The organism is Cohnella phaseoli (assembly GCF_003386235.1).
GTDB classification, from domain to species: Bacteria; Bacillota; Bacilli; order Paenibacillales; family Paenibacillaceae; genus Cohnella; species Cohnella phaseoli.
In genome coordinates, this window is record NZ_QRDZ01000029.1 from 74,362 (window position 1) to 97,905 (window position 23,544).

Annotated in this window: 24 protein-coding genes and 2 pseudogenes; 13 read left to right on the forward strand and 13 right to left on the reverse strand. The window is 53.2% G+C overall.

Features of this window, described 5'->3' with window-relative positions; genetic code table 11:
• Window positions 1–6: 6 nt before the first annotated feature.
• From DFP98_RS28780 to DFP98_RS28800, 6 genes and pseudogenes are all read right to left on the reverse strand, one after another.
• Window positions 7–453 (reverse strand): annotated as a pseudogene (locus DFP98_RS28780) (SDR family oxidoreductase); the annotation flags it as partial.
• Window positions 453–773: pseudogene (locus tag DFP98_RS39895) on the reverse strand (AraC family transcriptional regulator); the annotation flags it as partial. The pseudogenes DFP98_RS28780 and DFP98_RS39895, both read right to left, overlap by 1 nt.
• A gap of 33 nt (window positions 774–806) precedes the next feature.
• The gene (locus DFP98_RS28785) at window positions 807–1,559 is read right to left on the reverse strand and encodes a hypothetical protein (RefSeq protein ID WP_116064093.1); all 753 of its coding nucleotides are present in this window, start codon (window positions 1,557–1,559) and stop codon (window positions 807–809) included.
• A complete protein-coding gene (locus tag DFP98_RS28790; RefSeq protein ID WP_116064094.1) occupies window positions 1,531–2,100 on the reverse strand; it encodes a sigma-70 family RNA polymerase sigma factor in 570 nt (189 codons plus the stop codon). Before DFP98_RS28790 ends, DFP98_RS28785 begins: the two co-directional genes overlap by 29 nt.
• A 329-nt stretch (window positions 2,101–2,429) precedes the next feature.
• The gene (locus DFP98_RS28795; protein ID WP_116064095.1) at window positions 2,430–2,966 is read right to left on the reverse strand and encodes a GNAT family N-acetyltransferase; all 537 of its coding nucleotides are present in this window, start codon (window positions 2,964–2,966) and stop codon (window positions 2,430–2,432) included.
• A 96-nt stretch (window positions 2,967–3,062) separates the two neighbouring features.
• Window positions 3,063–4,391 (reverse strand): vWA domain-containing protein, encoded by a 1,329-nt coding sequence (locus DFP98_RS28800; RefSeq protein WP_116064096.1) that lies wholly within the window; start codon window positions 4,389–4,391, stop codon window positions 3,063–3,065.
• 133 nt (window positions 4,392–4,524) lie between these two features.
• On the opposite strand from DFP98_RS28800, the gene DFP98_RS28805 reads away from it, so the two are divergent.
• Window positions 4,525–5,106 carry a DUF4358 domain-containing protein gene (locus DFP98_RS28805; RefSeq protein ID WP_116064097.1) on the forward strand — a complete coding sequence of 194 codons (582 nt, stop codon included), beginning with the start codon at window positions 4,525–4,527 and terminating at the stop codon, window positions 5,104–5,106.
• Window positions 5,107–5,610: 504 nt separating this feature from the next.
• Here DFP98_RS28805 and mnmH read toward each other — a convergent pair.
• The 3 genes from mnmH to DFP98_RS28820 all read right to left on the reverse strand — a co-directional run bounded on the left by mnmH (window position 5,611) and on the right by DFP98_RS28820 (window position 10,420).
• A complete protein-coding gene (gene mnmH / locus DFP98_RS28810) occupies window positions 5,611–6,648 on the reverse strand; it encodes a tRNA 2-selenouridine(34) synthase MnmH (protein WP_116064098.1) in 1,038 nt (345 codons plus the stop codon).
• A gap of 30 nt (window positions 6,649–6,678) precedes the next feature.
• A complete protein-coding gene (selD, locus tag DFP98_RS28815) occupies window positions 6,679–7,728 on the reverse strand; it encodes a selenide, water dikinase SelD (protein ID WP_116064099.1) in 1,050 nt (349 codons plus the stop codon).
• Window positions 7,729–7,828: 100 nt separating this feature from the next.
• Window positions 7,829–10,420, reverse strand: a complete 2,592-nt coding sequence (locus tag DFP98_RS28820) for a GH116 family glycosyl-hydrolase (RefSeq protein WP_116064100.1) — start codon at window positions 10,418–10,420, stop codon at window positions 7,829–7,831.
• 146 nt (window positions 10,421–10,566) lie between these two features.
• Between DFP98_RS28820 and DFP98_RS28825 the strand changes: the two genes are divergently transcribed.
• The 4 genes from DFP98_RS28825 (at window position 10,567) to DFP98_RS28840 (ending at window position 13,915) form a co-directional block, all read left to right on the forward strand.
• Window positions 10,567–11,433, forward strand: a complete 867-nt coding sequence (locus DFP98_RS28825) for a helix-turn-helix domain-containing protein (protein WP_116064101.1) — start codon at window positions 10,567–10,569, stop codon at window positions 11,431–11,433.
• A gap of 87 nt (window positions 11,434–11,520) precedes the next feature.
• On the forward strand, window positions 11,521–12,033 hold the full coding sequence (locus DFP98_RS28830; protein WP_116064102.1) for a hypothetical protein: 513 nt from the start codon (window positions 11,521–11,523) through the stop codon (window positions 12,031–12,033).
• Between the two features lie 186 nt (window positions 12,034–12,219).
• Entirely contained in the window at window positions 12,220–12,723 is a 504-nt protein-coding gene (locus tag DFP98_RS28835; RefSeq protein WP_116064103.1) for a hypothetical protein, read from the forward strand.
• 202 nt (window positions 12,724–12,925) lie between these two features.
• Window positions 12,926–13,915, forward strand: a complete 990-nt coding sequence (locus DFP98_RS28840) for a serine hydrolase domain-containing protein (RefSeq protein ID WP_116064104.1) — start codon at window positions 12,926–12,928, stop codon at window positions 13,913–13,915.
• 15 nt (window positions 13,916–13,930) lie between these two features.
• Here the strand turns inward: DFP98_RS28840 and DFP98_RS28845 are convergent, their stop codons facing one another.
• Together DFP98_RS28845 and DFP98_RS28850 are read right to left on the reverse strand one after the other, a co-directional pair.
• Window positions 13,931–14,941, reverse strand: a complete 1,011-nt coding sequence (locus DFP98_RS28845) for a hypothetical protein (protein WP_116064105.1) — start codon at window positions 14,939–14,941, stop codon at window positions 13,931–13,933.
• 2 nt (window positions 14,942–14,943) lie between these two features.
• Window positions 14,944–15,294, reverse strand: a complete 351-nt coding sequence (locus DFP98_RS28850; protein WP_116064106.1) for a PadR family transcriptional regulator — start codon at window positions 15,292–15,294, stop codon at window positions 14,944–14,946.
• A 251-nt stretch (window positions 15,295–15,545) separates the two neighbouring features.
• Between DFP98_RS28850 and DFP98_RS28855 the strand changes: the two genes are divergently transcribed.
• Window positions 15,546–16,994 carry a CAP-associated domain-containing protein gene (locus DFP98_RS28855; RefSeq protein WP_181918000.1) on the forward strand — a complete coding sequence of 483 codons (1,449 nt, stop codon included), beginning with the start codon at window positions 15,546–15,548 and terminating at the stop codon, window positions 16,992–16,994.
• Window positions 16,995–17,144: 150 nt separating this feature from the next.
• Here DFP98_RS28855 and DFP98_RS28860 read toward each other — a convergent pair whose 3' ends face one another.
• Complete coding sequence (locus DFP98_RS28860; RefSeq protein ID WP_246016822.1) at window positions 17,145–17,678, reverse strand: manganese efflux pump MntP; 534 nt, start codon at window positions 17,676–17,678, stop codon at window positions 17,145–17,147.
• 142 nt (window positions 17,679–17,820) lie between these two features.
• Between DFP98_RS28860 and DFP98_RS28865 the strand changes: the two genes are divergently transcribed.
• The 7 genes from DFP98_RS28865 (at window position 17,821) to DFP98_RS28895 (ending at window position 22,452) form a co-directional block, all read left to right on the forward strand.
• On the forward strand, window positions 17,821–18,228 hold the full coding sequence (locus tag DFP98_RS28865) for a WGxxGxxG family protein (protein WP_116064109.1): 408 nt from the start codon (window positions 17,821–17,823) through the stop codon (window positions 18,226–18,228).
• Between the two features lie 141 nt (window positions 18,229–18,369).
• Window positions 18,370–18,441: a pyrroloquinoline quinone precursor peptide PqqA gene (gene pqqA, locus DFP98_RS40330; RefSeq protein WP_371822901.1), complete on the forward strand. Its 72-nt coding sequence runs from the start codon at window positions 18,370–18,372 to the stop codon at window positions 18,439–18,441.
• 49 nt (window positions 18,442–18,490) lie between these two features.
• Entirely contained in the window at window positions 18,491–19,399 is a 909-nt protein-coding gene (gene pqqB, locus DFP98_RS28875; protein ID WP_116064111.1) for a pyrroloquinoline quinone biosynthesis protein PqqB, read from the forward strand.
• Between the two features lie 2 nt (window positions 19,400–19,401).
• Window positions 19,402–20,112: a pyrroloquinoline-quinone synthase PqqC gene (gene pqqC, locus DFP98_RS28880; RefSeq protein ID WP_246016824.1), complete on the forward strand. Its 711-nt coding sequence runs from the start codon at window positions 19,402–19,404 to the stop codon at window positions 20,110–20,112.
• Entirely contained in the window at window positions 20,109–20,387 is a 279-nt protein-coding gene (gene pqqD / locus DFP98_RS28885; RefSeq protein ID WP_116064112.1) for a pyrroloquinoline quinone biosynthesis peptide chaperone PqqD, read from the forward strand. The genes pqqC and pqqD overlap by 4 nt, the downstream gene beginning before the upstream one ends.
• Window positions 20,378–21,460: a pyrroloquinoline quinone biosynthesis protein PqqE gene (gene pqqE, locus DFP98_RS28890; RefSeq protein ID WP_116064113.1), complete on the forward strand. Its 1,083-nt coding sequence runs from the start codon at window positions 20,378–20,380 to the stop codon at window positions 21,458–21,460. Before pqqD ends, pqqE begins: the two co-directional genes overlap by 10 nt.
• A gap of 8 nt (window positions 21,461–21,468) precedes the next feature.
• On the forward strand, window positions 21,469–22,452 hold the full coding sequence (locus tag DFP98_RS28895; RefSeq protein WP_116064114.1) for a dipeptidase: 984 nt from the start codon (window positions 21,469–21,471) through the stop codon (window positions 22,450–22,452).
• Here the strand turns inward: DFP98_RS28895 and DFP98_RS28900 are convergent.
• On the reverse strand, window positions 22,416–23,534 hold the full coding sequence (locus tag DFP98_RS28900; RefSeq protein WP_116064115.1) for a carboxypeptidase-like regulatory domain-containing protein: 1,119 nt from the start codon (window positions 23,532–23,534) through the stop codon (window positions 22,416–22,418). The genes DFP98_RS28895 and DFP98_RS28900 overlap by 37 nt on opposite strands.
• Between the last annotated feature and the right edge of the window lie 10 nt (window positions 23,535–23,544).

The window sequence follows — 23,544 nt, forward strand, 5'->3', positions numbered from 1 at the left end:
AAACGGTTAATAGATGGTCGGCACCATTCCCCCGTCCATACGGATTGGAGATCCCTTAAATGCGGATGAAAGAGGACTGCATACGAACGTGGCCAGTCTGCCTATCTCATTGGGCTTGATAAATCGTTGGATTTCGGACTGAGGCAGGTTGGCAGCCATGAACCGTTGCTCTTTCTCGGCAAATGTCATCTCTTCGTGCGGATATATGCCGTCTATAATTTGCTGCACGTTCTCGGAGAGAGTCGGTCCCGGCATAATCGTATTAACGGTGACCTCGGTTCCTCTCGTCAGCTTGGACAAGCTTTTGGACAACGAGAGCAGCATCGATTTCGTCATGGCATATTGAGGCATCTGCCCGGAAGGCATAACGGCTTCTTCGCTCGCGATAAAAACAATGCGGCCATAATCGCTTTTCAACATTTTCGGCAAGTAAAATTTGGATAATCCGTTAGGCACAACTGCTTGTAACGTGACATGCGAGTCAGCGCTTCCCGGTAGTCGCGCGCATGGAAAGTCGATAAAGCGGATGGCGGATAATGCGCCGTCTCGAAGGCGGTCGCAAGCTTAACGATTGCCGTGCCTACATCGCCGATGAGATCGGAATAAGCTTGCCAGATTGCGAAATATGGTTCGATAGTGAAGGAAGGTTGTTGAATAAGAGATGTCGGCAGTTGCGCTTGCCGGGCTATGTCCCGTGCCTCTATTCCTAATCGGCGCAAGCTGGACCAGAACCCGGGGGCGAGTTGAATCCGCTCGACGGTTGGGGAAATCATAGCTGTAATCCTCCATCTTCGTTCTGTTGCGGTTTATTGTTGTTCAACAATCCCGCTTTCAACGATAATTTTACCGGCCGAATAATTCTCCGCATAGAAGTAATATACACCATCTTCGTCTGCCGTTACGGTATAGGCGAAGCTTTTCTCCTTGCTATGGAAGCCTTTGATCAGCTCTCCGTTATGGATGAATCCGAGCTCCATATACTCGCCGTTCGGATCCGAATAGCTATTCGTCGTCAGATCCAGATTAAACTCGATCGACAGCTTATCGCCTTTTTTCAGCTCCCACCCTGCACCCTTCTCTTTCGTAAAAATGACCAGATCTCCGTTGCCGGTAAGAAGCTGCGGAATAAGAAACAAGCTGTCTTTCTCCTCCAGTTCAATGTTAGTGACGGAACCGGCGTTAAGGGTCTGTAGTTGACCTTCACGAATGATAGTGCTGTTGAGACTACGTTTATTAACGTCATTAATCGATGGCGCGGCAGACGCCTCCGTCATTGAAGCATAGTCTGGCATTTCAGCAAGATGCCTGTTTTCGTCGTTTAATACGATCGCGCCGAACAATTTGCCTCCGGTAGCCGCATTTGCGCCAATGGCCGCCGCTAACATGGCCACTATAGCTACGGCGATTACGGCAAACCTCCGAGAGGTTTTCTTAGGAGAGATTTTATGTAAAACGATTTTCCGAATTCTGTCCTTATCGATAGTCGGATCTTCTTCGATCTGGAGGTCATCCGCATTAATACGCGCATACTCAAACATTTCGGATATTTTTATTTTCATCGTAGCCGCCTCCATCTCTAAGCACTTGTCTCAAATAGTCGCGTCCCCGCGAAAGCCTGCTTCTCACGGTGGATTCATTCATTTGCAATTGTTCGGCGATATCGGCGGTCCTCTCCATCAAAAAGTAATAACGCACGAATATATTCCGATCCAGCTCGCTCATCAACGACAACGCCCATTCGAGAAAATACTTTTGTTCCGATTCGGCGAACGCGCTCGTTGAATCCTCCACGATCAAGATATCGTCATCAAGCGGATACATTCGAGGAGCGTGCTCTCGCAATTTTTTGAGAGACTGATTTCTTGCGATAGCGGCAAGGTAGGATTTTATTGTTTTACTGTCTTCGCGAATCTGTCCGGCATGCGTCCACAGCAATACGAATACGTCTGAAACGACTTCCTCGACGTCTTCGTTTTTCATCTGACTCCCGATCACGTTTCTAACGATTTTGCTTACATAACCCGCATACATGTCAATAAGACGCTCCAATGCGGATTGTTTCCCTTGTTTTAATTGATGCAGTAGGGTCGCTTCTAACAACTTATCTCCTCCTAACGGCCGCTACCTATAAATATCCAGTTTCTCTCTCATTTGTTGCATTAGGATCTGTGGATACGCAAAAAAAACTTGATTTCTCAAGTTTAACTTTAATGCAAACGAAAGAGACTGTTCCATAAGCGGAGCTGAACTGAATAATCGATAGGAAAAAAAGTGCATATATCTCCTCCCGGAGAAGGCCTCATACGCTCCTGAAATCACCTATTACGGATTTACCATTCGGTCTTCAGGATTGTATAGCCTCGGAAGGAGATATATGCACTTCTAACCTTGTTGTCGATCATCTTTAGAGCAACTGGTTGCTTAACATGCTAATCGGCCGGATTGATCAGAGCCAACACCTGATGATCCTCCCATACCCCGTTTATTTTTACGTTGCTGCGCGCGATCCCCTCTTTATGGAAGCCGGCATTTTCCAGCACGCGGATCGATCCGGGATTTCGCGGGGAGGCTTCTCCCACGATTCGGTGAAACTTCAGCTTTTCGAAGGCATAGCGAACTACCTGTTTTACGGCCTCGGTCATGTAGCCTTTGCCGTTGTAGGTCTGATCCAGACTGTATCCGACCATGCAGCTCTGCAGGACTCCTCGCATCACGAAGTTCAGATCCACATTCCCGATAATCCGCTCGTCCTCTTTGTGGCAAATGACGAAGGAATATCTTCGATCCTCCTTGCGATCCACCTGGCTTTTGACGATCGCTTGAAGCTGGTGCTCCTTCGTATAAAATTCATCCGGGCAACCGGGCGAAAACCTCTCGAAGAACTCCCTGTTGCGTTTGTACAGGTCTGCCAATTCCGCTGCGTCCGTCTCCTCAGGAAATCGAATATAGATCTGCTGCTCCGACATCGTGTCACCTCCTATAATGCCAATTATAGTTTGCCGAAGCTTCGCGCCGAGCCTTGCCATTCTTGACATCCGCTAGGGCGGGTTTGCATACACGCCCTAGCGCAAAATGCCCTTTTCCTTCGCCTGGCGATGCCAGCCCGGGAACTCGTTGAATATCCGATCGTACAGCTCCTCATCGGTGACTTTGTCCAGATCGCTAAGCGCAAAAAAATCGGCATTGTCGATGAACCGTCCCTGCAAATTGTCAAGCTCCTCCAATACGCCGAAGCTTGCGTTTCCAAGGCCGACGAACTGCCAGAAAATGCTCGTCTTCGAGCTTTCGATAAGCAGCTTGGATATTTTCTTCGTCTCGTAAATGCCGCCATCGCTGAAGAAAATGACATACGTCGGAAGAACGTCGCTCGGCTCCTCTTTCGTATACTTTTTGATCACGTCCGCCATCACGACCGGCTCGTTATTGCCGGCGCCCAGACCGCCGAACACTCTCGGTGACGGATAGGTTTTCTTGACGTAATCCTCGTAGTCGTTCTCCGTGACGCTAGGCGTCCTTTTCGACTTGCTGCCAAAAAACCATACGTCCATCACGCCGTCGTCGTCCATGCAGGCCGCTATTGCCAGCACCTTCTCGAACGCTCGCTGTACGGTCCCTTTGTGATACAGTGACATCATGGAGCCGGAAGCGTCGAATACGACTGCGACTCGCGCCTTAATCGTATCCATTCTCTTTTTCTCCAACGAGATTTGGACCTTTTTCTTCAACAGATCGATTTTGGTCAAGTTGACCTTCGTTTCCGGCGGATTCGACTGGACCGGAGCCGGATCGGCGACAGGCGTCGGACTGGAGGTCTGCGCAGACGGGCTCGCGGAGGACGATGCCGCGACTTCCGGCGCAGCTTCCGTTTCCGGCTCGTCGACGACTACGCCATGTGATTCCGCAAGCGGCTTCAGCCCGCCGTTAAAGCCGCGGCCGATCGCCCTAAGCTTGAACCAGCCTCCATGCCGATACAATTCGACCAGCACCAGCGTCTTCTCCGCTTTGCCCTCATTGCAATCGTACGCAATCTCTGAACCCGAGACATTGGCCGTAATTTTGCAGCCCTGCACCTCGGAGAACGTACCTGGTCCGTCAAGCGTTGCCGCGAACACGCATTTTTGAATCGGGGAAGACATCAGTCCGTTCAGGTCGATTGTAAATTTTACCGAAGTGGGATTTTGGGGTTCAAAACGAACGTGACGCCCCGGGTCTTCCGCTTGATTATAAAAAATAAAATAATGATCCGATGGGACCTTGCCCTGCTCGTTCACCATAAAACAGCTTACGTCCAGCTCGGCCGGCGAGCTTGTCCATTCCACCGTAAGTTCCAGCAAGGACTCGTTTGGCAAGGGCGCGTTAGAGCCTGTAATCAGCTTTGTCGAATTCGACATATGATGGCCTCCTCAACCTATGTACTCGTATTCTCGTATAAAATTGGCTGCAACCTTTCGGCGGAACGTGCCGTCCGTATAACATGTCAAGAAGATTACTTCTTAGAAATGACAGAACAAGGAGAGAAATCCCATGAAAAAAACCGCTGCATCGTTTCTTCTCGTTACCGCGTTGCTTGGCATGCTCTTGACGGCTTGCTCGGGCAAATCCAATAATAACGTTGAATCTCCAAGTCCGACTAGCACGCCGACTGCCAGCGAAAGCGCCAATCCAAGCCCCTCCTCCGAACCGGGTCAAACTCAAGAGCCGGATGAAAAGGCGGAAGAGTCGTCTACAGACAAAATTGTCAATCAAATGCTGAAAAAGATTGAGCAACCGAGCTTGTTCGATCTGACGGAGGAAACGCTCAAGGATTACTATGATATCGACCGCGAGCTGATCGAGGAGTTTACGATTAAAACTCCGGCTATCAACCTTATCTCCAACGAGATTGCAGTTGTTAAAGTCAAGGACGCCAAAAACATCGACGCGATCAAGAAGAGCATGGAGCAGCGCGCAAAGGACGTTCAGAAGATGTTTGAGCAATACTTGCCCGAACCGTACAAAAATGCGCAAAATTATAAAATCGCCGTTGAAGGCGACTACGTTCTGTTCCTCATCTCAGAGAGCGCCGACGATCTGGTGAAAGCTTTCAAGGAAGCCGCCAAAGGCTAATGAATATTGTCAGTTATGCGAAGGGGCTGTCCCATCAGCAGAATTGCTGGAAATGATCGATAGATAAATGTACTTCCTGTAGACCTAATCATGTCCCACACTTTTCCAATTGGTTTAAAAATTTTACGGCGGATCTATCTATTTGCACACAAACGTTTATGCAGGGAAGTTAGTCGGAAAACCGTACAAAACATCTCGAATCAGGCTCAACCGGCAAACATTTGTTCGAAAAACCGTACAAAACATCTCGAATCAGGCTCAAACGACGGAAGTTTGTAGGAAAGATCGTATAAATCGACCAAGATCAAGGGTTGTATGATCACGAGTAGCCTGCAAACTGCCTAAGCCTCATACGCTCCTGAAATCACCTTGTCACGGGTTTACCTATTCCCATTTCAGGAGCGTATAGCATCGGAAGAAGGTACATCCCCTTGCACCTTGTTTATCGATTATCTTTCTGAGGAGCCACTTAAAAGCGCTTATGGGGCAGCCCCGTCGTATATATTACTGACGCAGCGGCGATAAATAGTCTCGAACCGCCGCCAGCGCTTCCTCTACGTTTTGGACGTTGAATTGAACACCCGGATTTTCTCCGTACTGATCGGCCGTGTAAGCATATCTCGGATCGTAATAATGCTCCAGCAACAGTTCCACGGCTTCGGCATAACGATCGGCCTGCAGCAACTTCTCGATCTCGGCCGCTACCGGCGTATGAATGCGCGATTTGATCTGTCTGAACGCCTGGATGTACTGATCCTTGTATTCCTCGGGCCGGTAATCGCGAATAATTTGTTCAACCCTTGCCGCTACCGGCATTTCGATGCGAATCGGAATGCCGGTTTCCTTTTTGCGGACCAGCACATCCGGCAGTACGGCTTTGCCGATCCGTTTACTCTCCGCTTCGAAGAGGACAAACGGCGACTCCCGCACGCGGAGCATCTCCTCGAGAAGCAATGCGTCGAACGTCTTCTGATTATGGCTGCGCAAGCCGATATGCCCGAAGATCGATCCTCTGTGTCCCGCCATCGCTTCCAGATCCAATACCGGCCATCCTTCCTCTTGCAATCGGTTCAAGATCGCCGTTTTGCCTATGCCCGTGTTGCCGTGAATGACATAGGCCTGCGGAGCGTAGTCCATCGTGCTCAAAGTTTCGACGACCCAGCTGCGATATTCCCGATAACCTCCGATGAGGCGCACCGTAGATATGCCCATCAATGACAACAGCGTCGCTGTCGTCCTGCTTCTCATGCCTCCGCGCCAGCAAAACACGACTTTCCTAGGACCGATGCCGGCAAACTCCTTGATAAAGGCGGGAAGCTTGGCCGATACGATCTCCAGCCCCCGTTCTTTGGCCGCCTGTACGCTCGTTTGCTTATAGATCGTGCCGATCTCCGCTCTCTCGGCGTCGCTGAACAACGGAATATTTAAGCTGCCCGGAATCGTGGATAGCTCGTACTCGGACGGGGAACGGACATCGATAAACGCGAGCTGCTGCTTCTGTTGCAGCGCTCTGATTTCTTCCAAAGTCATATCCTGAAACAAAAGATTCTCTCCTAACTCTTGCTGCCTGATTTATACGACTTCGATCCGTCCGGGATGCTCCGGCACCGCTTCGCCGATCCGGCTTGCTTCGACCCCTGCTTCCTGCAGTGCGGAGAGCAGATCCGCTGCATCGGTTGCAGCAACGGCAATAAGCAGGCCTCCCGAAGTAACGGCATCGCACAAAATCCAACGGTCGATTTGATCCATCGCTTCCGGGAAAGCAACCGAATCCTGCACATGTCCGAAGTTGTTTTTCGTCCCGCCGGGCACGAAACCCTTCTCAGCGAGCTCTCTTACTCTCGGCAGCAGCGGAACCCGATCCTTCTCGATCCGCAGTCCGACTTGGCTGCCTTTGGCCATTTCCAGCGAGTGTCCAAGCAGCCCGAATCCGGTCACATCTGTGCAGCCGTGTACCTCGAAGCGGCTCATCGTCTCCGCCGCCGTTTTATTCAATTCGGCCATGACGGCCGTCACGCGTGCAGCTTCTTCTTCCGACAGCTGATCCTTCTTGATCGACGTTGTCAGAATGCCGACTCCGATCGGCTTAGTCAAGATGAGCTGATCTCCGGGCCTAGCCCCGGTATTGGTGCGCACCTTCTCCGGATGAATAAGACCGGTCACGGCAAGACCGAATTTCGGTTCCTTGTCGTCAATGGAATGGCCGCCGACGAGCGTAACTCCCGCTTCGTTCACCTTGTCCGCCGCGCCCCGCAAAATTTCCGCCAGCACTTGCTTGTCCAGTGTCGTGATGGGGAACGCCACGATGTTCAGCGCTGTCAGCGGCGTCCCCCCCATTGCGTAAATATCGCTGATCGCGTTGGCCGCGGCAATCTGTCCGAAGGAGTAAGGATCGTCAACGATCGGAGTAAAGAAGTCCACGGTTTGCACAATCGCAAGCTCGTCGGTTAGACGGTATACCCCCGCGTCGTCGCTCGTATCCAAGCCTACCAGCAGATTCGGATTCGGAGCGGCTGGCGGAAGAGAACGGATGACTTGTGCCAAGTCTGCCGGACCGATTTTACAGCCGCAGCCTCCTTTGCTGGAGTATGAAGTCAGTTTGATTTTATCTGATGACGACATGCCGCACATCCCTTTCATTGTGTTATCACTACCTAAATAGTACACGATTGCCGGGCTGCTTCGCAAAGGGGCTCCGTGCGATTGTCGAATTTAAGGTCCGTTAGATGAATGTAATCGACAGCGGGGTGTTCACATCCAGTTGACACGACTCGACTAAACTTAGCTCCTCTCCGACCTTATTAAAATTCAAGGAGCGTTCGTTCGCTCTAACGCCATCCACTGCAGCAATCAGCTCCCGGGGCAGCTTAAACGTTCGCAAAGCGAGCTGTCCGCCTAATACTTGGAGCAGCGCTTGTTCTTCGTTGCATTCGAATGTCCCCCATCCGCTATCGAGCGACCAAATCGTGCGGAACTCGCCTTCCCCCGAGCGTATAGGCATAAACCCGATTCTCCCGACAACGCTGTCGTATTCGAAGCCGCTGAACGCCTGAAGCAACGAATAGCTCGCCATCGATCTCGCGTAATTGCTGCCGCATTCGATTTCGTTCCACGGATTTCGCTTCTCGCCGTCGTAGCGCTCGCGAATCGCATGAACGATAGAGAGACCTTCTTCGACCAAGCCTTCCTGGATCATATGAGAAGCGGCTTGATATTCGAAGCCCGTCATCGTCTCCGAATTGTAGGTAAGCGGAATGGCCGGCTTGTTGACGCCCTCCGGCCAAGTACAAATGACAAGTCCGCCCTCGTCGTTAAGCGAATATAAACGCCAAGTGTTCGCATCCTCTCTTCTATTCGTCTTGAAATTGTAACGATACAACGATTTCAGCGCTGTACGAGTCTGCTCCTTGTCGAAAATCTCGCCGAGCCCGCACAGATTCGCATGCCACTGGGCGACAACCTGATCGATGCCGCAACCGCTTCCGATCTGGTATTTCAATTCATTCAACTCGTCGTTCCAATACGACTTGACGGAATCGTCTTCAAAGGGGTCGAGCAGAGTTCTATCCGACAAGTCGATACGCTGATCGTAGTAATCTCCATTAAACAGGTGCTCGTCGACCCACAGCTTTCCCTTGCGGAACAAATAATCGAATTCATCCGCCGTCGTCTTTTCGCCCAGGAAGGCTGCCATTTCGGCTCCGGCTTTTAATGCCGCTAAATAAAATCCGCTTAGCCAGGCATTCGGACCGAATAGCTCCATATCCAGAGTATGATGCTGTCTCCCCGTAAGAACGCCCGTCTTGTCCGGGTCCCACTTGTCCTCGTTGCTCTCCGCCCATGCGTACGCAATAGATTGCTTGATATCCGGCCAGATCGTTCTCAGCCAGTCCGTATCTCCGGAAATCTTCCAATCGCGATAAGCCTTGATTACGCCTCCGAACTGACCGTCGGCGCAGGAGCAATCCATCCTTTCGCGTCCGAGGGGAAGCATTAAGCGGAAGGACATTTGGCCATCTTCGCGTTTGTTGAACCGGAAGTCCAGATTGCGCATGCTGCGCTCCAATCGCGGAAACAGAAACGGAACTGCATAGGCATAGTTCCAGACATGCGTGCAGGAGCCCTCGCAGCAGCCCGAATCCTCTATACAGCCTTCGAAACCATAAAGGGAACCGTCCGTCAGCCGCAAAGTTGTGGCGGATTTAAGCACGGCCAAATTAGCCGATGCCGCTTCCTTAACAACGTCCGGCACCGTAGAAGAGAACAGCGCCTCCTTGAATTTCAGCGTATCCGCATATAGACGGTCCCAGTGCTCGAAAGCATATGTCGCGCTTGCCCGGGAATCCTCGAACATCGTCGCATAGTAATTCCTCCAGCCGTTAGGCCCAGCCGAGTCCGGGTTCCAATAATTTTCAATGTTAGGATAATGCCAACTGATCGTGAAGCGAACCTTCTTCCTTTCTCCCGGCTTGAGTTCGACATGCGCGGCCAACGATGCCGTGTCCTTCCTCGCATACGGCGGCTCATCCTCGGAGTAGCTTCTATTCTTCATGCGTCCGGGCCGCGCAAAATCATGCCAGAACATCTCCAGATTGTCGCACCATCCGCCGCGATACCAGAACTCCTGATAGCTGACATCCGCCGCATCCGTCGCCAGGACGATATTGCCGAATTGAGAATGACCGTCGTCATATTGGTTGGAGCCAAGTTGGATCGAATGAATACGTTGCCCGCGCGCGACCTCGCTAACGCCGTATCGATGATAGACCCGCTCGGTCGGAATCGGATTGCCCGCAGATAGACACAGCGTATAGGCTGTCGTCTCCTGTTCCGTATTTTCGATCTCCCATTCGAAGAAAGCCGCGGGAAGACTGGAATCGTCCTCCTGCAGCGGAATGAACGGGTTAAACGCCGTCAGCCCGATTCGTCCGGGGAACGTCGCCTCGTAGAACGAGAGGCTCGCGAGCGGAAACTCGCCTTTGAATTCCACCTCTCTAAAGTGCGGCATTCCCGCCATCGTCTGACTTTCCGGGCCGAACCCGTATCCGCTATGGAACGGGGCGCCGCGAAGAGGCTCGCCCATAAAGGAGGTCTGCAAATCCCCGTTCAATACCCGCGCTTCCAGTAGCTTCCCTTGTCGTTCCGCCTTGATTGCGAAGTGGCTAAAACCGTTAAAGCTTCTTTTGTTCGGACGATTAAAAATCTCCCAATCGATTAATCTGCCGTTGCCCGCAAGACCGATGCTTCCGCTTCCGATTCCTCCGAGCGGGAAGCTGATTTCTTTTGTTTTAGCGCCTTTATAAACGTTTTTCAAGGTTTATCCCCATTTCTGAACTATGATATACTTGCATAAGCTTACTTCAATCATAGTGAAAACGGATTCGGATTCCTTTGTAGATTCAACGCTTTTTTTATGTAAAAAACGATTGAAAATCCGCAACCGGAAGAGGCGGTCCGCCAATGAAAATAGACGATCACGTCCTCGCCCCCTATATCCGGATCGCAGGCTATGCGGCCCGTCCTCCCTTCTTCTTGGGCGAACGCAACTTGCTCGACTACATCATTTTTTTCGCGCAGGAGGGTCTGTTCGAAATTGAAGTAAACGGTCGGCTCCATAAGCTGAAGGAAGGCGACCTGTGTTTTCTTCAACCCGGCGACATCCATACGATCAAGGGGCTCACCCCGACGAACAATCCTTACATTCATCTTGATTTTTTCTATAACCCGAATAGGGAAAGCAGCTTTGTCACTTATCCCGGACAACTGGATATGACGCCTTACTCGGCTTACATGCAGCCTCGACTGCATGATTGCGATGCCTTTCGCATCCCGTTTCTGCTCGAAACCGCCCATCCGGGCAAAATGCGGGAGCTGGTTATCCGCATGATCGATTGCTGGCAGCAGCAAACCTACCTGGGAGTTATGGAGGCGCATCAACTTGCCTACGAATGGATCATGGCGCTCTTCAAGCAATACATGCGCCCTCAGCCCAGCATGCTCGCACAGCAGCCTTTCTTGAACTGGATCGAGTCCTATTTTGCTTTTCACATCTCGGAACCGATCAATGTGAGCGACATGGCGAAAAAAGCCGGGCTCTCTCCTTCCCGGTTTACCGTGCTCTTCAAGCAGCATTTCAGTACGACTCCTTACCAATACTTGTTGAAGAAGCGGATCGAATACGCTCAGGAGCTGCTGCGAGAAGGACTTTCCCTTCAAAAAACGAGCGAGTATTGCGGTTTTACGGACGTTCATCATTTCTCCAAGACGTTCAGGGCGATAACGGGAATGAATCCCGGCTATTACAAAAAGAATCTCGACCCTCGTTAAGACGGGCTCGTTTACAGCTTAATAAAACTGCTGTACTCTATTTTTAGCAAACATAGGAAAAGGAATTGCGTAGAGAGGAGAAACGGTATGACGGTAACATTCCAACGCTGCGTCGAGGATAACGATTACGCCAAGGTCTCCCTTTTCATGGTGGAGCGTAGAAGGGATTTACATCCTTCATTATGTACGGTCGACATGGTTACGCTGCTGTACGGATATATGGCGGACGGTCAGCTGCATTACGGAGTGAATGGTGACGGACAAGTAGTCGGAGCATCTGGCCTCTATTTTGAAGAGTTGGAAAAGGGAGCCCAAGCTCGCAGCGCGCTGCTCGACATCTGTATTGTGGACAAGGAGCGAAGAGGATCGCGCGTGTTTGCCAGAGGCTTGCAGTATATGATCGAACACATTTCCGAGCATCACCCTGAAGTAGAAGTTGTCAGGTTGTGCGCGCTCTCGGATAATCCGTACTTATGCAAGCTTTATGCGAAATTCGCCCGATTCGAGGGCACTCGGGAAGGCAGTGTCGGACAGGAATCGGTATTTTCCGCAGAAATACCCCATATTAGGTATATTCTAAACCGGCTGAATCCCCTATAATTAAAAGGGATTTCCAAATTATGCGTTAAAGGAGGACAAGCCCATGTATCCAGCTAAGCCTGACATCAAAGAAATCAAAAAAGGTTCCGGATTCGGCAAAATCGTCAAAGCAAACGATTTTCTCCGTGCTGCTCCGGTCATCGTAACGAAATAATGCCCTACCTTTTTCGAGTTTGCGAGTTCGACATGGATCATGAAGCTTATATCAAGTTTATCCTATCGAACCATCAAGCATTGAATTTGCCTTACCCGTTCCACGTCAAGCTCAGCTTTGCCGGCAGCCCTCTCGTTCTCGGCAAAGCGATGCTCGTTATCGAAGAAGAATCTTACGAGCTTGTCGGAGCGGCGGGTTTCGTCTTTGGCACCGGGGCTAACGATCATCAGGATCGCCACGTGTGCCAGGCGGAGCTCGCCTTTGTGCTTCCGGAGCATCGGAAGATCGGCTTGTTCGTTCAGGGGCTCCGCGCCCTGCTTGATGCGGCAAAGGAAGGCAATCCGGAGGTCGAATGGTTTCAGTTCTGGTGCCCGGGAGATCGCGAGAAGCTGCCGAAGCTGTTCATTAAGCTCCTCTCACTGCCTGGCGCCGACTCGCAGACCGCTAACGGGATGACGCTGTTGCGGCTTCCGTTCGCCGAACTTGCGGCTTATGTTCGAACGCTGCGCTTCGGTTCGGCGAAAGTTAATCGATGAATAAGGTGCAAAGGGGATGTGTCTCCCTCCGACGCTATACGCTTTCTGAAATCTGAATGGGTAAACCCCGTGATAAGGTGATTTCAGAAGCGTATGAGGCAGTCTTCGGGAGGCGCATCCCCCTTTCTTTATATCTCGATCATCTCAAGCAACTATCGCCTCTTATTTGCATTCCCGCGGTCAGGACGATAAGATCAAACGTATGAATCTCTCTTATCTGACAACCGTTTTGACATCCGCGATCCCTTCTCTTAACCTTAGAAGCTGTCTGGTTAACCAGGGCGGGCAAAACCTGTACGAGCATTACCGCCATTCTCGCATACCGGAGGAAATAGCCAAAATAAACTCGTGCACGAAGAGCATTTTGTCCGCTTTAATTTGTATGGCCATGGATCGGGGAAGGCTCCCGGAGTCGCATACGCCAATCGCGGAATTTTTCCCGACGCTTCTGACGGATGGGGATTCCCGAAAAAGGGAAATTACAATTGAACATCTTCTGACAATGACCGACGGGCTCAAGTGGACCGAATTCGGCGAAATTAAATCGTTTCCTCGCATGACCCGTTCCGACAACTGGGTCGATTTTGTGCTGTCTCAACCGATGGCGGAAGCGCCGGGACGGAAAATGGAATACAGCTCCGGAGCATCCCAATTGCTGTCTGCGATACTTGTTCAAGCCTGCGGCATGCCGCTCGCCCGCTTTGCCGAGCTGGAGCTGTTCGGTCCTCTTGGTATCGAGCAATACGAATGGGAGACGGATCCGCAAGGCATTCACACGGGAGGATACGGCCTCCGGCTTCGTCCGGCTGATTTGCTCGCATTCGGGCAGCTCTATTTGAATCGGGGCCGCGCCGCTGGACGGCAGCTCGTCTCCGAGGAGCGCGCGATCCGTTCCGTACAGCCGGCCGCTCCCGCCGGCCCGCCGAATGTCGGTTATTACGGCTGGCATTGGTGGACGGATACGTTTAGCCCTCCGCTGTCGTCGGCGTCGGAGCACGCGCCACCGAATGACGAGACGGACATCGCGCCTTCCTCATTCGATTATTTCTATGCGCGGGGTTACGGAGGTCAATTCGTCTATGTCGTTCCCGTTTTCCGGCTCGTTGTCGTTCTGACGGATGACAGAAGGAAAAAAGAACGCAATCCGACGAACGTATTCCGGGAAATCATCGCTCCGGCGCTGGTGCGTTGATTCCCCCCGCACGAATTAAGTTTTAACCCGATACCACTTATACGTCTCGGATAAAATATCGATTACGCCGAACAAAGCAATTACGCCGACGAACCACTCGTTTATTCTGGCCCATACCGACACGAATGAATCGTAATTTTTCCCTTCGGAAGTGAACAGCCCCGTAGCTTCCAGCTCTCGAATGAAATCCGGGTTCCAGATGGCCGAGTCAGCCAGTATGATGCATGCCGCAACCGTGGAGGCGATCGTCGCGACGATGTGGAACACAAGCAGCGTACCCGATCGGTTACGCGCAATAATCCGAATGCACTCCTTGAAAATTCCGAGAGCGGCCAATGCCCAGACGACCGGTAGATAGGCGCGGAACGCGTCGGCATCCAAGAAGGAAATGACTACGCGTTCTCCTTCACGGAGTCTCCATATGCCGAGCAACTCGACCGAATAGATACAGATTACCGCAATTAGAACAGTAAAAATAATGCCTGTAATCGGTTCGCTCAATTTGATCCTCGCTTGTTGATCGGGGATTTGCGGCAAGTTCTCCGGATCCCAGCCCTTAGACGTATCGGCGCTGCTCGACGCATTCATGCGCTTCCGGTATTCAATCCAAGCGAATATGACCGTTACCCACCCGAAGCCTTGGGCAGAGGCGGTAAACAAGGAAACGATAAACTCAGTAAATCGTTCCGGCACGTCGCCAGGCTTAACGATAATTTCGATTGCGAACAGGGCGGTCAAGCCAATTAATATCGAGAACAGCACGATTTTAAGCGTAGTCAAATACGAATCGAACATGGAAGGCCCGATTAAGTAGCGTTCGTTGAAACCGCGATATTTTGCGGCCAGCGCGTTCGGGTCTCCCAGCTCCATGAGAACGCCCTTCGCATCCTCACGAGTTCCTTCCCCAGACGCCCTTTCATCCATCATATCCTCGATCAAGCCTCGCAGCTCCCGTTTAATGTCCTCCCTTTGCGGCTCGGGCAGACGTTGCGTTACCGCATAGATATAACGGTCGATCAGTTCCATCTCTATTCTCCTCCTTTTGCTCCGGCCGTGAGCGCATCCATACTGACAATCAGCTTCCGCCACTCCAAGCACAATTCTTCATACACTTCTTTTCCGAACGGGCTAAGCACGTAATACTTGCGGGGCCGCGCCTCGTTCGTGTCCCACTGGCTCTCTAGCAATTGCTGCTTCTCGAGCCTGCGCAGCAACGGATACAGCGTTCCCGGATCAACGGCCACGCCTTTCTCTTCCAGCACCGGAACGAGAGAATAGCCGTACTGCGGCTCAGTTAACTGACTTAGCACGCCGATGACGATCGTGCCGCGCCTAAGCTCGCCCAGGAGACCGTTAATCGTTTCGTTTATGTCTGGCATATCATCATCTCCTATTACGATTATACTGTATGACACACACTATTGTAAATTACACATTAATATTTAACTAATCAGAACTAAAAACCCGCGATTTCCGCGGGTTTTTGTTACGCTATAAGCGGACTCGGTTCACTTTTGGGAAAGACGATGAGAAAAAAGGCCTATGTCGATACGAGACCGAATGTCCGAAATACATATTGTCCTTCTCGAAGAGGATCCGGTTTGCAATTACAACAAGGGAGGATATGCAGATGAACAAAAACGCAAGCAGCTTGAAAAGGAGGTTTATGACGTTACTTCTTACGGGTGCTGTACTTTTCCTGACGTCTGCGCTTCAACCTTTATCGGCGGCTGCCGCGGGCTTCAAGGATGTGCCGGCATCGCATTGGGCCTACGACGCGATTGCTCGGGCCGCTGCGGAGAGCTGGGTCGACGGTTACAGCGATGGGTCATTCCGTCCGTCGCAGCAGGTTACCGAAGCCGAATTTCTAAAGCTTCTGCTGGCGGCAGCCGTTCCCGGCGAGCTGACCGTTCGTCAGGCGGGAGAGACATGGAGCGCCCCGTATTACAAGTACGCCAAGGAACGAAGCTTTCCGTTGTCCGAAGCTGGCGCGAGCTTCGACAGAGGCGGCGCGGCACAGCTTATCGCCGCCTTGAAGGGACAAATACTCGGGCGCACCGAGGCCGTCCGGTATTTGCTCGACAACGGCTTATCCAAAGGCATTACGTCGGCGACAGTGGAAGGCTATCAGATGCAAAAGGCGCTAAGCCGCGCCGAAGCTATCCAGTTTATCGTGAACGCTTTGGGCGGCGAGGCCAAACCTGAGCCGGAGATCGGCGACGAATACCGGCTGAGAGGCATTGCCGTCGGAGACTCGGAAGCAGCGGTAACGGCTAAGCTCGGCAAGCCGAGCCGCGTAGATCCGAGCGAATACGGCTTCCAATGGCATATTTACAACGACGACTACGCGCAGTATGCCCAGATTGGCATCAAGGGCGGCAAGGTCGTCGCCCTATTCTCCAATGCGAACGTGTGGCGCAGCGGCGACGGGCTCGCCATAGGCTCCACGAAAGCTTCGATCTCGGCTAAGCTAGGCAAACCGTCCAGTTTGACGGAGCTTAAGGCGAATATATCCATTCGAACGGAAAGCGACGTCTACCCTAGCTACGAAGTGGACGGCTCTTATCTGACTTTTATGCTTGATCAGCACAACGGCGGCAAAACAATGGGCATCTACATGATCGAGAAGAAAACTGCGGCCGCGCGGGACGGGAATTACGGCGCAGTTAATTCCGCCCTCCTCACCGCCTATGAGCGGGAGTTGCTGGATCTCGCAAACGTATCCCGGGTTCTTGCCGGCAAAAAAGCGCTCGCGTGGGACGACAAGGTCGCCGCAATCGCGCGCGCCCACAGCAAGGATATGGGCCAGAGCGGCTTTTTCGATCACGTTAACCTGGAAGGTCTTACCCCGTTCGATCGGCTGAAAGCCGACGGCATCTCCTACTCGGCTGCGGGCGAGAACATTGCTGCCGGACACATCAACGCCGTCTTCGCCCATGCGGAATGGATGAACTCCGAAGGTCATCGCCAAAATATTCTAAGCGACAAATACGAAAAGCTTGGCGTAGGGATCGCTTATTCGAAAGATTACGAATACCGAATTTACTACACCCAGAAATTTTATACTCCCCGCCGATAGCCGATTAGAGCTCGGGGGGCTGTCTCATAAGCCAAAGAGGGTCGTACGAAGAGAATGTTATCGTGCATGTGTCTCCAGGAGACACATGCCCTTTTTCTTAATCGATCATCTCGTACGACCCTACTTATGAGAGAGCGCCCTTCCATTTCTTCAGAAAGACTCCAGCAACATCCACAGACCTATAAGTCCAAGCAAAACGCCAGAACACTTTTCCGCCCATTCGCCCATGATCGGCTTGAGCTTGGCCGCGAACGTCACACCGATAAAAGTGAAGACGAACGAGCGGGAGGCGATCAGCAGAATCGTAAGCAACATCGGCACCTGCATAAATCCGGCGGAAACCCCTACCGCCAGCTCGTCAATGCTGATGCTGACGGCCGCCGCAATCAACGGCCAACCGGCGAGTTCTGCATGGAACGTCCCCTCTTCCCCCTCATCATCGAAGAAAAGGAAGTAAATGGCCACCGCGATTAATAACAGCGAGCCGATTAGAGACGCCGCAGATCGGAACATGTGGCCAAGCGCACCGCCGATGACGATGCCGGCAATGGGCATAACGGCTTCGGCCGCCGCGAATACGAGCGCGATTTTCACCTTATTCCGGGTTTCCTTTTTTAATCCCAACGAAGCCGAGACGACCAACGTATCGAAACCGAGACTCATCGTTAGGATCCAAGCGAACATCTTTTCCATGCTCCCGCCCCCGGGATCTTTTTTTACAGGTATATTCCCGGGCGGCATACGGTAGTACAAGCCTTGCATAAGAACGGAGCCGAATAGAGAAGCTAGCCAGAAGATCAAAACATCTTCAAAGGCAGGGATTCTTATGAAAAGCCGATTTACAAGCGCATTCGGGATTGCCGTCCTGTCCCTGACGCTGGCCGCTCCCGCTTACGCGTATACGGGGACGGCAAACGGCGGAAACGGCGGTTTAGGCAACGGGATGGGAACGCCATCCGCCGGGTCGCACATTCACGCTCAAAGCACAGGCAGCGCGACCGGTCATGAGATCAGCGTCTACGGCACGGGAACGGGCAGTCAGTTTAGAAACATTAATCCGGCGAACACCGGAACGGATAGCGGTAGAGGCGATTACACCAATCGGACCCCCGCGGGAACGTACCGGACAGCCGCCGCTAATCCGACCAGAAACGCAGGCTGGGCATGGCTCGGATTGCTCGGACTCTTCGGGCTTATCGGTCTCCGGAATCGCAACCCGCAAGGCAATCGCTGAATCTTCCGCCAATAACGATGCATTTCCCGTTCCGGCAATCGGACGAGAGTGCATCGTTATTTTTTGCTTCTTGGACATCCCGTTCCCGACATACAATGAATCGTGCTTCCCATCGCGATCCCAAGGAAGGGAGGAATGGCTATGTGGGTGAAGCCCTCCTTCAAGATTATCGAGCTTTGCGCCGAAGTAACGGCTTACGCCTATCGGAAGTAAGCATCCATGCCGGAGAAATCCGGCATCTCTCATGTAAAGGGGGATAGCCGTGATCATTAAAGTGTTGGGTTCCGCCGCGGGAGGCGGCTACCCGCAATGGAATTGCGCCTGTCCGAATTGCAAGCGCGCGCGCGCAGGCGCCCCGTCCTTACGCGCCAGAAGGAACGATTCGCTGGCCGTCAGCCCGGACGGCAAACGATGGGCGCTGCTTAATGCAGGCCCCGATGTTTGTCTCCAGACGGAAGCGTACGGCCCGCTTCATCCCGGACCCTCCTTGCGCGAGTCCCCCATTCAAGCCGTACTGCTTACCGATGGGGAATTAGATCATACGACGGGACTTCTTCAATTAAGACAAAGCGCGTCTTTGGAAATTTACGCGCCCCCTCCCGTCCTCTCTGCCCTTTCGGACGAATTTCCGCTTAGGAGGATCGTCGAGCCTTACGCGAATTTCCGCTGGCTAGAGGCGCAGCCGGAGGAATCTTTTCCACTTTTTGGGGGAGAATTAGCGGTATGCCCGTTTTATTTGGGCGACAAGCCTCCCCGCTACGCTGGCGCCAACAGTCATCAAGACCGAGCGGCATGGGTCGTCGGTTATCGGCTGACCGATCGATTGACGGGCGGCGTCGCCGTCTATGCTCCGGGAATAGAAACATGGTCGCCGACGCTGGAGCAGCATTTGGATGGAGCCGACTGCCTGTTTCTGGACGGCACCTTCTGGCACGGGGACGAGCTTCGCTCGCTTGGCGTATCCGACTTAGTCGCAGCCGACATGGGCCATCTCCCCGTTGCGGGTCCTCACGGAAGCGCCGAGCGTCTAGCTAGGCTTCCCGCTCGTCGCAAAGTCTATATTCATGTCAACAACACGAACCCGATGCTGGACGAAAGCTCTCCGGAACGCCACAGGCTGACGGAGCTGGGCATCGAAGTCGGAGTTGACGGAATGGAAATGGAGGTTTGAAGTTGGAATCGCATTTGCTGTCTAACGAACGATTCGTCTCGCGTCTGCGGCAGGTCGGCGAGGAGCGCTATCACGACAAGCATCCCTATCACATCGCCATGCACGAAGGCAAGCTCTCCCCCGTCCAACTGCGGGCGTGGATCGCCAACCGTTTTTACTATCAGAAGAACATTCCGGTCAAAGACGCGCTGATTTTGTCCAAACTTCCTTCTCGGGAAGAACGTCGGGAGTGGATTCAGCGAATCATCGACCATGACGGAAGAGATGGCGAAGAGGGCGGAATCGAGGCATGGGTGCGGCTGGGCGAAGCCGCCGGCATCCCTAGAGAGGAAATGCTGGATGAACGTCACGTACTGCCCGCCGTCCGATTTGCCGTCGATGCCTACGTGAACTTCTGTCGCCTGCAGCCCTGGCCGATCGCCGTAGCCTCCTCGTTGACGGAACTATTCGCTCCCACCCTTGTCTCCAAACGGATCGGCGTCTTCCTGCAGCTGTATTCGTGGATTCTTCCCGAGGGCTTGGCCTATTTTCAAGCCCGGCTTCACCAAGCGCCCCGAGATGCGGAGCATGGCCTGAGTCTAGTATTACGCGAATGCAGAAATCGCGAAGACCAAGAGCAAGCGCTCTCCGCCTTGCGGTTTAAGTGCGATGTTCTGTGGGCGCTGCTTGACGCATTAAGCTTGGCCTACCCTGACGGGGACAACGAACGATGAGCGCGCGGGCGCTGTCGGAACGGCCAAAGCTGCGCGCTCCGGGTCGCATGAAGTACGACAAAGCCCGCAAGACCGATTTGCTCCTGCTGCCGGAACGAGTCGTAGAGCTTAACGAAGCGGCGGCAGCGATTCTCCGGCTCTGCGACGGGCATCGTACGATTGCGCAAATGATCGGAGAGCTCGAATCGACATACGGTCAGACCGGACTCGAAAACGATATTGTCGAATTTCTCGCTGCATCGGCGGAAAGAGGGTGGTTGGAGCTATGCCCGTAAACCTGCCGTATGCCCTGACCGCGGAGTTAACGCATCGCTGTCCGCTTCATTGTCCCTACTGCTCCAATCCGATCGAGCTTCAGAAGAAGGAGAGCGAGCTGTCGACCGACACATGGCTGAGCGTCTTGGAACAGGCCGGCGAGCTTGGAGTTCTGCAGGTCCATTTCACGGGCGGAGAGCCATTGCTGCGCCCGGATCTGGAACTGCTCGTCCGCCACGCCCGGGAGCTTGGTCTGTACGTCAATCTTATTACTAGCGGAGTGGGATTGACGGACAGGCGCGCGCGGCAGCTGGCGGAGGCCGGCATCGACAGCATCCAGCTCAGCGTTCAAGCCTCCTCTTCCGAGCTCGCCGACTCGATTGCCGGTTTCTCGGCTCATGAGCTGAAACGGCAAGCGGCGCAGCGGATTCGCGACAACGGGCTTCCTCTGCATATGAACGTCGTGCTCCACCGGACCAACCTTCATCAGATCGAAGAAATTATCGAACTCTGCGTTTCATGGGGCGCCGAGCGGTTGGAACTGGCCAATGCCCAATATTACGGCTGGGCCTTGCGCAACATCGATCAGTTGCTGCCGCGACAAGATCAGCTTCATGAAGCCGAAGCCGCCTATATGCGGGCGCAGCGACGCTTCGGCCATCAAATCGAACTTTTATGGATTTTACCGGATTATTACGAGGATTTTCCCAAGCCGTGCATGGGCGGATGGGGCCAATTATCTCTGACAGTAGCGCCGGACGGGCGGGTTCTGCCCTGCACGGTATCATCGGAAATACGGACATTATCTTTCGAAAATGTGAAGGAGCGCGAGCTTGCGTGGATCTGGCGCGACTCTCCTTCCTTTAATGCTTATCGGGGCTATGAATGGATGGCGGAGCCCTGCAGAAATTGCGAGCGGCGAGAATTGGACTACGGCGGATGCCGCTGTCAAGCCTTCCTATTGACCGGCGACGCGCGTTCGGCCGATCCGGTGTGCGTGCGATCTCCTCACCGCGGTATCATCGCGGATCGGATCGGCACGATCGCGAACGAAAATGCCGGTTGGCCCCTCTATTCCTACCGTGGCAGGTGATCGGCTTAATGAAAATCTTCGACGCCCACTGCGACGTGCTCAGCAAGCTTCTGGAGAACCCGGAGCTTGACTTCGTCCATGGAAGCGGTTTGGACGTTACGCTCGAGAGAATGCTTGCATCGGGCATAGCCGTGCAAAACTTTGCCGTGTACTTGCCCGAACGATACTCTGGCGATTTCAGGTATGTCCTGGAAAGCATCGATCTGTTCCATGAACGTATATTACGCGAGCCGCAAATGCGTTTTATTCGTACGAAAACCGATTTACGGCTCTCTTCCGCCGAAAATCGGATTGGAGCTCTGCTGTCCCTGGAGGGCGTCGATTCCCTCCACGGCAGCTTGGCTTTGCTTCGCATTCTTCACCGCCTTGGATTAACAAGCGTCGGCATTACCTGGAACCGCGCCAATTGGGCCGCGGACGGGGTTCTTGAGCCGAGAAAAGGCGGATTTACGGCAGCCGGGTTGGAACTGATCCGCGAATGCAATCGGCTAGGCTTAATCATGGACGTCTCCCACCTCGCGGAGAAGGGCTTCTGGGAGCTTATTGAGGCGTCCCGAAAGCCCGTTATCGCTTCCCACTCCAATGCAAGCGCGATCAGTCCCCGCATGAGAAACTTGACGGATGCCCAGATCCGGGCCCTTATTGCGTCGGACGGCGTCATTGGGATCACGTTCGTTCCTCCTTTCGTTAGCGAGGAGGAGCCGGTCGCGATGGATAAAATTTTACTGCACATCGAGCACATCTGCGCACTCGGAGGCAAGCGGCATATCGGCTTCGGCTCCGACTTCGATGGAATCCGGCAATGGCTCGTCGGGCTGGAGCACGCCGGAAAATACGACCGATTGGTCAATCTGCTGCTGAGCCATTACCGGGAGGAAGATGTCAAGTCGTTCGTATTCGGCAACTGGCATCGGTTTTACATGGAGCATCTGCCAGACGAGATCCCAGCGACGGTTCAGGATGCAGAAGACGGAATCACTCTCGGATCTTGATCGCTCGGCAGCACAAACCCAACGGGGAGCGGATCGCCGGCCTTAAGCCCCTTCTCCCGCTCGACGAACTTCGTCAGTCGAGTTTCGAAAAATATAGGCCGCCGCTTCCACACTTCCCTCGGAACCGTTAGAACGAACTGGCCGCTCCGGTCGGGAACAGTTACGCTGTAAGGCACTTCTGGCGGGACATCCAGTCCCGCCAGCAATCCCGTATACTTGGCTCCCTTCGATGTCGTACAGACCAGGTTAGGAGACCTGTCGTCGATGGTTGTGCCTTCTCTCGGAAGCCGAATCCGGATATCGACGCTCGTATTGCGCGGAAGAATAAACACCTTCCCGTCTGGCAGCGCGTATCGGCGCGAGCCGACGATCACCGTAAGGTTCGTGTCCTCCTCTTCCGGCCAGTAAAACATCTCGTATCTCCCGTCCCGATCCGTCGGAGTCGATTTGGCGAAGCCTTCTCCCCGATCCCTATCGATCCACACGATGGCGTTCTTCACCGGATTGCCGTCGGCATCCTCCACCCTGCCGGCGATCCTGTATTTATCTATCTGAAAAAAGGATATGGCATCGCCGTCCTCGCTCCCGATCCGCGCATGTACTTTGATCATGCCTGAATCCGTATCGGAAATCTCCGTTCGGAGGATTTGGATCGGATGATACACGCTAATGGCGACGGATGCCGACAGTAATCGAGCCGTTTCAATTTCCCCGATCTCTTGTCCGGAAATGCTCGCTTGTTGGACCGAAACGACGCGAACCGCTGTGCGGGTTAGCAGACTGCGGTCGACAAGCAGCTTGAAAGAGCCGTCCTTCGCAGTCCGAATCTGCCTTCCGTTCAAAGCAGCCTGCACGATCGCATTTGCGACCGGCTGTCCCTCATAAGTCAGTCTCCCTTTGACGGCGGTCAAGTGTGAGCCGTCCGTCTGCCACGTCTTAACGGCAAACACCGTCTCCTCAAGAGAGATCTGGCTCTCAGGGCTTTCGGCCTGCGCTTTGGCTTCATCGCAATAACCGGTCCATAGCAGCGCCAAAGCGGCGGCCGTGAAGAAGAATCGACCGGCAACGCTCTTCTTTTTCATCTCGGATTCT

Coding starts and splice junctions, on each gene's coding strand:
- DFP98_RS28845 (WP_116064105.1), bottom strand. CDS start 14,941: ATGGAACTGATCGACCGTTATATCTATGCGGTAACGCAACGTCTGCCC.
- pqqD (WP_116064112.1), top strand. CDS start 20,109: ATGAGCGCGCGGGCGCTGTCGGAACGGCCAAAGCTGCGCGCTCCGGGT.
- DFP98_RS28835 (WP_116064103.1), top strand. CDS start 12,220: ATGGATCATGAAGCTTATATCAAGTTTATCCTATCGAACCATCAAGCA.
- selD (WP_116064099.1), bottom strand. CDS start 7,728: ATGTCGTCATCAGATAAAATCAAACTGACTTCATACTCCAGCAAAGGA.
- DFP98_RS28855 (WP_181918000.1), top strand. CDS start 15,546: ATGAACAAAAACGCAAGCAGCTTGAAAAGGAGGTTTATGACGTTACTT.
- DFP98_RS28805 (WP_116064097.1), top strand. CDS start 4,525: ATGAAAAAAACCGCTGCATCGTTTCTTCTCGTTACCGCGTTGCTTGGC.
- DFP98_RS28865 (WP_116064109.1), top strand. CDS start 17,821: ATGAAAAGCCGATTTACAAGCGCATTCGGGATTGCCGTCCTGTCCCTG.
- DFP98_RS28795 (WP_116064095.1), bottom strand. CDS start 2,966: ATGTCGGAGCAGCAGATCTATATTCGATTTCCTGAGGAGACGGACGCA.
- DFP98_RS28825 (WP_116064101.1), top strand. CDS start 10,567: ATGAAAATAGACGATCACGTCCTCGCCCCCTATATCCGGATCGCAGGC.
- DFP98_RS28785 (WP_116064093.1), bottom strand. CDS start 1,559: ATGAAAATAAAAATATCCGAAATGTTTGAGTATGCGCGTATTAATGCG.
- DFP98_RS28840 (WP_116064104.1), top strand. CDS start 12,926: ATGAATCTCTCTTATCTGACAACCGTTTTGACATCCGCGATCCCTTCT.
- DFP98_RS28895 (WP_116064114.1), top strand. CDS start 21,469: ATGAAAATCTTCGACGCCCACTGCGACGTGCTCAGCAAGCTTCTGGAG.
- DFP98_RS28830 (WP_116064102.1), top strand. CDS start 11,521: ATGACGGTAACATTCCAACGCTGCGTCGAGGATAACGATTACGCCAAG.
- DFP98_RS28850 (WP_116064106.1), bottom strand. CDS start 15,294: ATGCCAGACATAAACGAAACGATTAACGGTCTCCTGGGCGAGCTTAGG.
- DFP98_RS28860 (WP_246016822.1), bottom strand. CDS start 17,678: ATGTTCGCTTGGATCCTAACGATGAGTCTCGGTTTCGATACGTTGGTC.
- DFP98_RS28900 (WP_116064115.1), bottom strand. CDS start 23,534: ATGAAAAAGAAGAGCGTTGCCGGTCGATTCTTCTTCACGGCCGCCGCT.
- DFP98_RS28800 (WP_116064096.1), bottom strand. CDS start 4,391: ATGTCGAATTCGACAAAGCTGATTACAGGCTCTAACGCGCCCTTGCCA.
- pqqE (WP_116064113.1), top strand. CDS start 20,378: ATGCCCGTAAACCTGCCGTATGCCCTGACCGCGGAGTTAACGCATCGC.